The organism is Lentisphaerota bacterium (assembly GCA_016873675.1).
Taxonomy (GTDB): domain Bacteria; phylum Verrucomicrobiota; class Kiritimatiellia; order RFP12; family JAAYNR01; genus VGWG01.
In genome coordinates this window covers 1-11,822 of the sequence record VGWG01000082.1, presented here as the reverse complement: position 1 = coordinate 11,822, position 11,822 = coordinate 1, and the positions used below count along the sequence as shown (strand labels likewise).

The window sequence follows — 11,822 nt, the reverse complement described above, 5'->3', positions numbered from 1 at the left end:
ATGCCTGTCACAACGCCAGTCGTAAACTGGTTCGCTATATTGCGAAGAAATAGTCTCTGATCGTCTATGCGCAGCGCACACGGTGGACACCGGCGTCTCGCCGCGCCGCAGGCTGCTCCTGCTGGATAATCAAGACAAGACGGATGTCTTGGATGCGATCTTCCGCTCCCGATGCCCGGTCGTCAGGACAATGCCGTTCCCATCGGGATGGCAAACAGGCGGTCACCGAGTTTCATGGATTCCCGGCCATTGTAGACCAGTAAGGCGGCCTTGCAGTCAGGCGTGCGCTCCAGGAAAGCGCGAAGCCCGGCGAGGTCGTCATGGTTCCATCGGGCGGCCGCCTTGACTTCAATGGCAAAAACAGACCGGTTCGATTCAATCACAAAATCCACTTCGTGACGCCCCTGTTCATGCCAAAAGCTGATCTGCGCATCGGGCAGATGCGCGTCCAACAGCGCAAAGATATTCTGTGCCACATAGGTTTCAAAGAGGGCGCCTCGCAATAGGTCGTCACGTCCGCGTTCAAACGTGGTCACGCCGCTCATCCAGGCGGCAAGGCCACTGTCGGTGAAATACAGCTTCGGCGATTTAATCAGTCGCGAACTTCTGTTCTTAAGAAAAGGCGGGAGTTTCCGAATCAGGAATGACGCCTCCAGCAAATCCACGTACCGACCGGCGGTCACGGCGTTGAGTTTGGCATCCCGTGCCAGTGAACTGACGACCAGAACCTGCCCCGTCCGCAAAGCCGCCAACTGCGCCAACGTGCGGAAGGCAATCAAATCCGTAATCTGCGAAAGCTGACGCACATCCCGCTCCACATACGTCTGAACGTAACTGCGGAACCACTCCTCCGCGCCATCCTTCTTGCCTAGGCAGGCGGGCGGTAGACCACCCCTGAACACTTCCTCATCGGAAACAGGAAGCGCCTGTTCAGATGGCACTGCGAGCTTTTCAAAAAAATTCACCAGAAACGGCGTCTTCAACGTCACGCCGTTCCGCTCACGCCGAGTCATCGGATGAAGCGTAAAATAAATGGCGCGACCGGCCAAGGTCTCGGAGGCCTTTTCCAGCAAAGCGAGATTGGCAGACCCCGAGAGAATGTATTTCCCCGCCTCTCTTTGTTCGTCCACCTTTTGCTTGAGCGCAACCAAAAGCTCAGGGCACCGTTGAACCTCGTCCAGAATGACCGCCTGTTCCAACAGCGCATCAGGATCGGACTGCGCTGCGGCCAGCGTTGCAAAATCATCCAACGTGCGGTAGACATGGTTTTGCGCCAGAGCAGCCTCCCTCAGCAGCAAGGTGCTTTTCCCTGTCTGTCTCAGACCGGAAAGCACCAGAACCGGCAAATGTATGCGTGCCTGCATCAGCCTGCGGGTGATTTCACGTGGTAAGTACTTTGTCATAATGTAACATACTATAAAGACATTTTGACAGGCCTGCAAGCCGGAAGATACGTGTCCCCGGTTTCGCCATTACACTTGCCGCGCGTAAGATAAAACGCGACGTCCCCGTCGCGTCAAGGGGTTGCAAGCGGGCAAGCAGACGGATAAGGAACTTTTGTTATATCTGATAATGAAAGACCTCCTGCGCGACCTCGGTGCGGCATGCGGACAGCCACCAAGCGGACTGACCGGGGGCGGCAGGCGCGAGGGCCGGTATTTTCAGGGTTCCAGAGCGGGCGCCGCCGGATTCGCGGGCGTGCCGGTAAGCCTGAAGCCCGTTCCGCAGCAGAACGGACCTGACAGCTCCGAGCTGGCCGAGACGCCGCGCGTGGCTGTAATGATAGTTGCGGCATAATTCGCCCTCGACAACGTCCGCCCAGCGCCGCGCCAGGCCCGCCGCATCCGGGGCGGTTTCAGGAAATTCCAGCAACAACACATAGCCGCAGGCGCACCTCGCGGAAGATTCGTCCGGGGCCAGCATGGCGAAATCGGGGCGCGCGCCCGTGTCGGCTTCGGCAACGGCCAGTGCTTCGGCGGCATGACGCTCGTCGAGCTTTTCGCCAACCAGATCCGAGACGGCGTTGTCCTTGCACACAAATTCAAGGCAGGGCGTCGCGTGACACCATCCGGATACGCGAACCTGGTCATGCAGCCGGTAACGCCAGAGCCCGGCGCCGGTCGTGAGAATCACGGAATAGTCGCACCCCTGCCGCAAGTCCCAGACCGGATGCACCTCTCCCGTGCCGGCGTTCAGGAATTCGAGATAGTGTGAGCGAATCGCACAGGGCCGCAGCCGCCCGCAGCCGGTCGGGACCGTCACGCATCCTTCCGTTGCCATCAGCCCTTTGCCTTGAATCACGGACTGCGGAAAGTGCGCGCGGATTTTTCCAAGCGCGGGCTCTGAGCGTGGCCCCTCCCAGCAACTGATGACCCTGAGGCGCGGCCAGAGACGGCCGACCGATTCCGGATGCGAAAGGAGATTCAGCGCCTCAATCTCGTCGAATCTTCGGAGATCTTTCTGAAACTGTCGGCCCAGTTGGGCGTGTAGGTCTGGCGGGAGCGCCGCGTCTCCCGGCAGGTTGCCGGTGCGCAATGCAGCGAGAATGGCGGGAAGATGTCGGGGCAGTGAATCGAGAAGAACCGTCAGAAAAGACGGGTGCCAGACGGAAATCAGCCGAAGATTTTTCTCCTTGAGAAGAAAGAGCAGGGTGAGTCGGGCGAACCATTCGGGGTCGGCGACCTGACGTATGGCTCCCGGAACCGCCAATATGCCGCGTGAAAGCCAACGCCCCGCAAACCCGAGATAGTCGGCGTCGTCCGCAAAACCGACCGGCACGGCCGTTGGGATGTCGGCGGCGGGGATCGGCGTGTTGGGGCTTACGGCCCAGTACTGGCGGCCGAGGAACAGAGACGGGTGCGCCAGATAGAGCCAGGCGATCCAGGGCTGCACGGCCGCCGCGAATTCACGCCGCACGGCAGCGGTGACAGGAATGAGCTTGGGTGCGCCGGTGGACCCGCTGGTCGGTTCGAGCAGCAGCGGGTTCCCGGCCGCCAGAGCAAACGGCTCCCCCTGCCCGACGGCGGCGATGGCATCGGCAAAATCCTCGTATTCGGCCAGCGGGACCTGCCGGGCAAAGTCCGAGGGCGACCGGATGGACGCGAAGCCGTGGCGACGCCCGAATACCGTGTCTCGATTCCGCCGGATCAGGCGGCGCAAAACACGATTCTGCGCGCGCCGGGGCTGCCGCAGCGCGAATTGGAAACCGATCCAGCCGGGCAGGCAGATCAGGAACCAGAGCCACTGGCGGATACAGAGGGTGATGGGGTTCAGCATTGCCACACCGGGGTTGTCGCGCGAATCACGCGGCGCGCATAGGTGTTCAGGTTCTCGCGGCGGATGGGCGCCAGACAGGCCAGTTCATCGCCTTGCGCATACCGCGGGTTGCGCGCCAGAAAGTAGGCGACGTGGGGATCGCGCCGGCGCGCGCCCGGCACCTCGGCCAGTTCCGGGACGAGACGGTCGCCACCCGGAATCCGGATCAGGCCGCTGGCCGGATCAAAGGCGTTACCGAATCGGGATGTGGCGACTGCCGACAGGAGCGCGGCCATCGCCGGTGGCGTGTCGCGATCAGACGCCGGCCAGAACCGGTTAAAGAAGACGGGCAGAAACCGGTAGGTACGGAAACCTTTGGAGATCAGGAACCAGTACAGATCGTTTTCGCCGTAGAGATCCATCAACTTGAGCATCAGATGCCCGAAGCAGCCGGCGATGAAGGGCGTGTTCCAGTGTTCGCGCTCCACACTGGTATCGCCGCTGAAGAGGAACCGGGCGGCGCCGCTGGCGTCAACAGGCTGCAAGAGTTTCTGGGTCGAAAATCCGGCGATGCCGCCCCGTCGCTTCAGCAGCAGGATGATCCAGTCCTTCTCGTCCAGATCGGCCATAAACTGGGGACGGCTGACATTGACGAAATGCCGTGCATGCAAGTCAAACATGGCATCACGGACCGTGTCCGACAGCCGGGTTCGGGCAATAATGTGGGGTTCAAGTTCCATGGTCACAGCGTGGCGGTTTCGAGGTGCGGAATGAGGTCCGGGCGGAGGGCGTCACAAAACGGGCGGCCGTCCTCCCAGCACACCAGGTACAGGCGGCTGACATAGTCCCAGGATGAAAAGTCCCGCAGGGCCGCGCGCAGCGGGTCGCGTTCGTGCAGCCCGATGACGAAATACTCATACGGCGACCGCCGGAACTCGGCATGCAGGTGTTCCAACAACGCGCGGAAGATGGCAGGGTCGTTATTCCGTATGCACGTGAAAGCGGCATGAAAATAGTTCAGGCGCTGTCCGGGAGAAGGCAGCGGCCGGCGGCCGGCGATGCGCGAGGCGGCGTTGAGGAGCGGACGCGCAACCCGCAGCGCCGGGGCGTACCCGGCCACGACGGTTTGACGGAAGGCGCTCTGATCCCACACGGCCGTGACGCCGATGATTATTCCTTTGCTGAGCGCGACACGGAACCCCCTCGGGTCCAGATCGCGCCAGTGCGGGTTACCGAAATCGGCGCGCTCGAGCACGGGGAAGAACTGATGTTTGGGACCTTCATCACGCAGAAAATCAAGAATCGCCGCGAGCGGGACGTCCCCGCCCGTGCGAATGTCCACGCCCCCGGGCGAAAGCGCGGCGGCACGGCGGCGGCCGAGGGGAATGGCCGAGGTGATGAAACGGCCGTGATCCAGGTAGGCCGGAAGGGATGCCCGGCCGCTGGCGAGGAGCGCTTGGGCCGCGCGATTGGACTCGATGATCGTGGAGAGATAGACGGGCGCCCGGCGATCGCCTTCGTGAATCCGGCGCAGAAACCGGTAGGCGTGCGCCAATCCCAGCGACCGCCGGGCACGGGGCAGCGAACGCAAGCCGCACAGATACCCCACATCGGCGATCTGACCGTTGACATACACTTTCCGGACGGCCCGAACGCCGCAACCGACAACGGCGCCCGCGTCGTCCAGCGCAACCACGGTCTGGGCCAGATGACCGAGCACCGCGTGGCCGGCCACCCAGTCCGGCTCGCAGGCGAAAGCCAGGCGGACCCAGCCGGGCATGGCCTGCTCGCGGGCCAGGCGTCGAAGCGCGGCCTCATGGGCGGCGGTGGCAAGTGTGTACGTCATGGTGTTTCATCCGGAAGGCCGAACGGCAGTCCCTGCCGGCGGACGACCTCGCGCTGGTGCAGCAGATTCTGGCCAAGAAAGACGAGGGCTTTGTGCGGACTCCGACAGTTGGCTTTGAAATCGAGCATGCGGTGAGCAACGGATGGGAGCGCATAGAAACGGCGGCGATGCGATTCGCAGAGGCCGGCCAGTTCACGGGGGGACATCCGCGCGGGCTGAAAGACGATGTCGCCGAACCGGACACCCGGTTCAAGCCACCAGTGCGGATAAAGCAGGCGGTTCTCGGCGGCGAGCCGGTCGTAGAGCGGTGTACCCGGAAACGGAACGAGGTGGTTGAAGGCGGTGAAAAAGAATTTCTGCTCCAGCGCGAAATCGAACACGCGGCGAAAAGTTTCGGGCGTGTCGTGGTCATAGCCGAAAACGAAGGTGGCATAGACGGAGATCCCGTGGTCGCGAAAAGCCTGGATGGCGCGCGGGTAGTGCCGGGCCTCCAGGTTGACCGACTTGCCCATCGCGTGAAGCGTGTCCGCGTCGAGCGATTCAAACCCGACCAGAACGCCCTGACAGCCGGAACGGCGCATCAGGTCAAGCAGCGCGCGATCCTCCGCGATGTGCAGACTGGCCTGTCCGATCCAGGGTCGTTTCACCGGGAGCAGGGCGCCGCATAGCGCGCGCAGCCGGTCGGGATCGGCGCCGAGATTGTCGTCAACGAAGAAGATCGGTTTCCGCAGCGAGCGAACCTCCTGAACGACCTCCTCCACGGGACGCTCCAGGCAGCGCTGGCGAAAGAACGGGCTGACGGAACAAAATTCGCAGTTGAACCGGCAGCCGCGCGACGTCTCCACCAGGGCGACCAGACCATACGGCCGGCGACCGAAGATCGAGCGATCCGGAGCCAGCCCCGCGAGCCGAGGCCGATCGGAGCTATAGCGCGCGCGCAGCCGGCCGGCGGCCGCATCGTCGAGCACGGCGCGCCAGACAGGCTCCGCCTCGCCGATCACGATGCTGTCGGCCCGCAAAGCCGCCTCATCCGGAACAAGCGTGGGATGGAAACCGCCCAGGACAACGGGAACGCCGCGCGCCCGGAACGCGGCGGCGATCTGATACGCCCGGCGGGCGGTGTAGGTCTCGACGGTGATGCAGACCAGATCCGTGGGGTCGTCGTAGCGGATGGGCTCGAGGCGGTCGTCAAAAAAAGCGCGCCGGATTTCGGGCGGCGTGAGGCTGGCGAGCCTGGCGATGCCCAGCGGCTCCATCCGCCAGGAGGCGGGATAAGGTGTGCCGTCCGGCTTGCGACCGACAGCGGGCTGGATCAAGGTGATGTGCATGGTGGCGATGCGGGGCGGCACAGGTCCGCGAGACAAACCGGGATGAGCTGGCCCTGATGAAACGTGGCGTCGGGGCAGTTGATGCAGTGCGTCACACTCCCTGAAGCGCCTACTTCCGCTGGATTTTGGAACAACAGCCGCTTGGCGTGCAACCGGTGGCCAGGCAACAGCGCAGACGCTGCCAGGCGAAGGTTCCCTCTGGCGTTGCCGCCCAAAGCGGCGTTGAAAAGCAGATGGAGCCAGAAGCGTGACGCGCTCCATGGGACAAAGAAAAGATAGCGTCCTGCGAGCTGGCGACACAGCGCCGAGAAAAGACGTTCGCAGGCACTGGCCCTGAGACCCTGTGTCACCAGCCGCCGGCCGCGGCGGCTGGTGGTGCCGACAAAATAGGAGAGCCAGCGGGCGTCCTGCGGGTCACGGTTGGAGCCAAGGGCCGCAAAGGGGCGAATGGCGTGCTTGTCGAGCAGCAGGCGCTGCATGTCGAGGTGGGATCGCATGTTTTCCGGCGAGGCGTGTGGTGTTCCTTTGACGGTCGCCTTGAAGCCTGCTGCCAGGTTCCCCTCGATAGCCACGATGGCGGCATGTTCCCGAAAACGGGTCACGAGCAGATAACCGAGGTCTTCCGAGTCCAGCGTCAACTGCACACCGTCCTCCACCTCCCCGGGGCGATCCGGGTAGGCGGTGATGGTCAACCCCGCCTCCATGCCGGCGGCCGTCACGCAGGCGGCTTTTTCGGCTATGAGACGCCGCCTTTCAGGCCAGGCGGCAGAGGCGGGAAGATCGGGGCGGTCCTGGCCGCTGTCAATGTGCAGGAACACCAGATCGGTCCCGGCCTCTTTCAGGCGGGCGCAAGCGGCATAATCCAGCAAGAGCCCGTTCGTGAATAGCTCGACGCGCAGCCCGCGGTGCCGCAGGAACCGGACAATCTCGCACAATTCCGGATGCAGGAGCGGTTCGCCCCCCACGATGGAAATAGACTGGAGCCGACGCAGGCGGAGCAGGCCGTCCACTTCCGCCTTGACCACGTCGAGTGGTTTGGTCCCTGTTCTCGCCTGATTGTAACAGGCCCGGCACCTGAGATTACACCCGCGAAGGATGTCAAGCAGCGCGTGCGGCACATCCCCGCCGTCATCCCATGGCAGGCGCCAGATGCGTGAATCCCAGGACGATTTAACAACTTCCATGTGCATCCTCATATTCCTTGGATCCGGGAAACGCCTGGTCTCGAAAGAAATGGAGACACCCTTTCACTGGACCGACAGACGTATGAAAGGCCGATGCGCAACGAGCCAGGCGCTGTTCGTCAAGAAACGCAGCCCCCTTGTAATTGCTGATGCCGACATTGACCAGCGAATAGCGCCGTTTGGAAAAGGCAAGCCCGGAAGCGATTCGCAAGCAAGACGCCCATTTTCCGGGCCGGATCGCTCGAAGCACAAACCATGCAGGTACGAGACGGGTGGAACAATAGTTTCGACGCAAACGGCTCCGAGCCATTCGTGCATACACCGCCGCCATGTCAATCAGGCGGTTCAACGGTTGAATACCATCCGGTGTATGAACCAAGACGAGGTGCGCCCCGCAGTCGGGATGGTTTTGGATGCCCCACGGCAGGTATGCCGGCAACGGGAAAATGTCATCCAGCGAGAACCCGTGCTTCTCCCCAACGGTCAGGAGCTGGCGGATGATCTGCTCGCGATCTACCGAGTCCTGCTGGGCGAGCGTGTAGCGTCCTACTGGGGCTGCGCTGGCAAAGGTCATGTTTCGGACGTTGATGCCGATCTCCAGCCCATGCGTCAGTAAATCGCCAACCTCTTCCAGATTGAGTCGGGTGACCGTGCAGTTCAGGCCAATGCTCAAGCCAGCCTCACAGGCGTTTGTGATCGCTTCTTTTTTCTCGCGCAAAAAATTGCGGCCCAGTGCCTCCAACGTCTCTTCATTGAAGGAGTCGAACTGGAGGCAGATCCGGGCAAGTCCACGCGCCTTGAGTTTCCGAGCCAGCGCCTTGTCGGCACCGAGCCTGACCCCATTGGTCACAACGCCTGAGCTGAAGCCGAGGCCGCTGATTTTTTCAACAATCGTAAGCAGATCGGGGTGCAGGGTCGGTTCGCCTCCAAACAGATGGAGAATCCGCCCGCCCGCCTTCTTGGCCTGTTCGGCGCGTTTGCAGATCTCGTCAACGGACAGGAAGACGGCCGCGTCCGTGCCGGTCTTTGCGCCAGCGCCGCAGACAGCACAATTGAGGTTGCATGCGTTGGTGATGGAGATGTAGTTGAGCACATTGCGCAACCCCCGAGGCGGTGCGGTGGAGGTGATGTCGGTCGCACTTTTCTCCCGAATCGCAATGAACAGATCGGCGTCCGACGACACGTCATGCCGGATGTCGCCATCCGGGCAGTGGACCACACCTTCGATGCGGGTTCCGGTTCTCACCAGTTCGGCGGGGTGCGACGCCGATGGGCACCGGTTACACATAGCCCGGGTCTGTGCAATGATCATGGCGCATTTCCCTCCGAGCCGTCGCCGTAGTCGGCCACACAGCAGGGCACTAACGCATCGCCCCTCACAATGGCCGTGGGGCAGTATTCGCAATGTTCGACGCTTCCGTCCGCTCTGCGCAACGGCCCGGAGTCGTAGGCAATCATCTTATGCCGCACCCCGCCTCCCGCAAGCAGTGCAGCGCCGAAAAAGCGGAGGCCTCGGATCGGATGGAACGAGGTGAGCGCGTTCAGCGCGACCCGGAAGAGCGTCAGTGTTGGGTTTTGTGTGGTCTTGTGGATGTAGCGCCCCTTGAGAAACCGGGGGACTTGCATCAGCCACACATCCACCCTGTTCGAGCACATGCGGAAGAGCGTATGCCGTTGCCCGGGTCCGTTTCCGCGATAGACGACCGGCACAAAGTACGAGAGCCATGAAATTCTATTGCTGTCTTGCGCCGGAATGTAGGCATACGGCTCAATACCGTACTCGGCTTCAAAAAAGGCCTGTAGGGTGTTGACATCGAAATCGGACTGGAGGAAGGGGCGTTCTCCCTCATGGGCGGGTCCCTGGCGTCCGGGAAGGATGCCATTAGAAATGAAAAGGAACGTGATTTCCGGTGTGCGGAAAAAGAACTGGCTCATGTCCCGCAGAAAGTGAGGCTCATTGCCGTAGAGCGTGGCGGAAACCGAGACGTCCAAACCGCACTCAAAGGCCCACCCGACAAGCTCGGAAAGGCGTTTTGCGATGGAGGCGAAGTCGGGATTTTGCGGCAGGTCGGGACGACACTGCCCGGCGTCCACATGGAAGAGGATCGAGTCGAGTCCGCTCTGCTTGAGGCATACAAGCCGTTCCCGGTCCAGCAGGACGCCGTTTGTGAGGAGAAACACATGAACCTGGCGTTGCTTGATCCGTTCGACGATCCGGCAGAGTTCAGGGTGGAGGGTCGCTTCACCGCCAGAAATGGTCACGGTATGTACCGGGCGAAGCCGGGTGCCCACGTCAAGATCCTGCTGCACGTGTTCGAGTGTCTTGAACGTTGTCCCATGCTTCTTATAGCATGCGCGGCACGCGAGGTTACAGGCGTCCGTCACCTCAATCATGAAGTTCGGCGCCGTCCGATGTGTCCATGGCAGTTTTACCATCAGGCACCCCGTGGCGCAGTCAAAAGCAGACCGCTACCGACAGCCAACAAGGCCAACATATGCATACGATCATACGGATTTTGTTTTCGTATCATAGAGAGCTTCCCGAGAGCTTTTGTCTCTGCCGACGCATCACCGCCATGTTTCATGCTTTTCCGAGGATATTGCCCAACCACTCAATCACGGGGCGTCGTTTGAGCTCTTCCCAGTAGGATTGGTTCAAATAGCTGCGCAGGCACGCATAGCAACTGGCTTCTCTATCCGGGCACTTGCAGTCGCGTACGCGCACAAGGGCGGTATTCAAGACCTGATCGAGATTATCAACTATTCGAGCAATGTGACCGGCTCCGCCAGGAATCCGGTCGTAGACTACAAGTTCTCCAACATAACTGTTTTCGCTCCACCCGTGGTACGTGCCTCCCAAGTCGCCTGCGTCGATGTTCAGGGCATCCGAAGCGCCATTGAGAAAGGCAGATACGAAAGAGAGCCAGAAAGCGCGATCGACGATGGAAGGCGCTGCCGGGGTGCAGTCATGAAACCTCAGCTGGAGGATGTCTGTGCAAATCTCGTGGGCCAGATCAAGGACTTTGGTCTGTCCGGAGCAATCCGTGCCCCAGGGCGTCTTGTGTGTACGCCCCGTCGGTGTCTTGGTGAAGCCCCGCCCGCACTTGCGGCAGATGTGGTACCCGCGGAACTGGTACCCGCTGTTGGCGAGGAACAGGCGACCGCCCTGCTTCTCGGCGACCGTGACACCCTTGACTGAATGTAGGCTAAAATCATCGTTGGCTGCTCCCTCCAGCAGAAAGACTTCAGATGCACGCGGCCCAGGCCGGCGGCTACGCCCGGGACGCTGCACGGGGTCTGTGACCAGAGTGGTGAAACCGTCAGGCCTGATGTAGAATCTGGGAAGAAACTTTCCGGTGAGGGCAGTTCCGCAGCGCGAGCAAACGCGTGAGGGTCTCTCGGATTCGAGGTATCTGTCGATCTTGCGGCACTCGGGGCATCGGGCGTACTGACGGATGTCAGGTTCTTTGGAATTGAACCAGACTCCCCCGGACGTAAACAGGAAACCGTCCGCGACGATCTCTGCGCCAGGGGCGTACTCGGATATGCCTACCTCTCGGTCCCGCTGGAGACGCATTTGGCGACCGTACTCTGTCTGGCGAACCAGCAGTTTCACGATGTCTTGCGGGAAGGCGTAGCCGGGGAGCCACGAAGAACTACTCAGGAAGTCAATGAGCCGGTCTTCCTTGAACTGCGTGATCAGACGTTCCAGTGAGTTCGAGCCCCGCGCCAGCGCGATACGTTCTGTGCCGGTCGTCTCCAGCATCTGCTTCTCGATCTCCTGGAGTTGCTCCCGAAGTCGATCCAGATTGCTGCGGACATGAACTTGGAAGATGCTGTCCGAGTCTGAGAGAAGGGAGGCCGGTGAAACGGCGATCGCAGACTCGGGGGATATGGGCGAGCCCGGAGGAAGGATGCCTGCGAGGGAACGGCGCATGGCGCTCTGCGTCGAGGGATCGGCAAGCCAGTCCACGTAGCGTTCCGCGAGCGTGCTTCCCATCGATGCGTCCAGGAAGAATTCCTCGATGGTCAGGCGGTCGAGTGTACTTGCTTCGATGTCGCGAACGCTGCGCAGGAAGTATCCAAGCAGGAGTGAATTGCAATGCCGCTGAGTCAAAGGTTTGTTTTCCAGGTTCAGGTAAGGAGCGGGTACTTTGCCCATGATGATCGCTTCCGGCACCTGATAGTTGTACTGGTCATGCGGCACAT

Annotated in this window: 9 protein-coding genes; all 9 read right to left on the bottom strand. The window is 61.4% G+C overall.

All coding sequences use genetic code 11. The annotated features are described in order from the left end of the window. Positions 1-182 precede the first annotated feature (182 nt). Positions 183-1,403, bottom strand: a complete 1,221-nt coding sequence (locus tag FJ222_09710) for an ATP-binding protein (GenBank protein ID MBM4164698.1) — start codon at positions 1,401-1,403, stop codon at positions 183-185. Positions 1,404-1,560: 157 nt separating this feature from the next. Further along, positions 1,561-3,276 carry a GH3 auxin-responsive promoter family protein gene (locus tag FJ222_09705; protein ID MBM4164697.1) on the bottom strand — a complete coding sequence of 572 codons (1,716 nt, stop codon included), beginning with the start codon at positions 3,274-3,276 and terminating at the stop codon, positions 1,561-1,563. After that, complete coding sequence (locus FJ222_09700; protein ID MBM4164696.1) at positions 3,270-3,995, bottom strand: hypothetical protein; 726 nt, start codon at positions 3,993-3,995, stop codon at positions 3,270-3,272. Before FJ222_09700 ends, FJ222_09705 begins: the two co-directional genes overlap by 7 nt. Positions 3,996-3,997: 2 nt before the next feature. Beyond that, positions 3,998-5,101: a hypothetical protein gene (locus FJ222_09695; GenBank protein MBM4164695.1), complete on the bottom strand. Its 1,104-nt coding sequence runs from the start codon at positions 5,099-5,101 to the stop codon at positions 3,998-4,000. After that, a complete protein-coding gene (locus tag FJ222_09690; GenBank protein ID MBM4164694.1) occupies positions 5,098-6,690 on the bottom strand; it encodes a B12-binding domain-containing radical SAM protein in 1,593 nt (530 codons plus the stop codon). The genes FJ222_09695 and FJ222_09690 overlap by 4 nt, the downstream gene beginning before the upstream one ends. Next, positions 6,414-7,625 carry a radical SAM protein gene (locus FJ222_09685; protein MBM4164693.1) on the bottom strand — a complete coding sequence of 404 codons (1,212 nt, stop codon included), beginning with the start codon at positions 7,623-7,625 and terminating at the stop codon, positions 6,414-6,416. Before FJ222_09685 ends, FJ222_09690 begins: the two co-directional genes overlap by 277 nt. Then, positions 7,600-8,925 (bottom strand): radical SAM protein, encoded by a 1,326-nt coding sequence (locus FJ222_09680; GenBank protein ID MBM4164692.1) that lies wholly within the window; start codon positions 8,923-8,925, stop codon positions 7,600-7,602. The genes FJ222_09685 and FJ222_09680 overlap by 26 nt, the downstream gene beginning before the upstream one ends. Continuing rightward, on the bottom strand, positions 8,922-10,049 hold the full coding sequence (locus tag FJ222_09675; GenBank protein MBM4164691.1) for a radical SAM protein: 1,128 nt from the start codon (positions 10,047-10,049) through the stop codon (positions 8,922-8,924). Before FJ222_09675 ends, FJ222_09680 begins: the two co-directional genes overlap by 4 nt. Before the next feature lie 145 nt (positions 10,050-10,194). Beyond that, positions 10,195-11,822 (bottom strand): DUF1998 domain-containing protein (locus FJ222_09670; GenBank protein MBM4164690.1); only part of this gene is annotated, 1,628 nt, incomplete at its 5' end.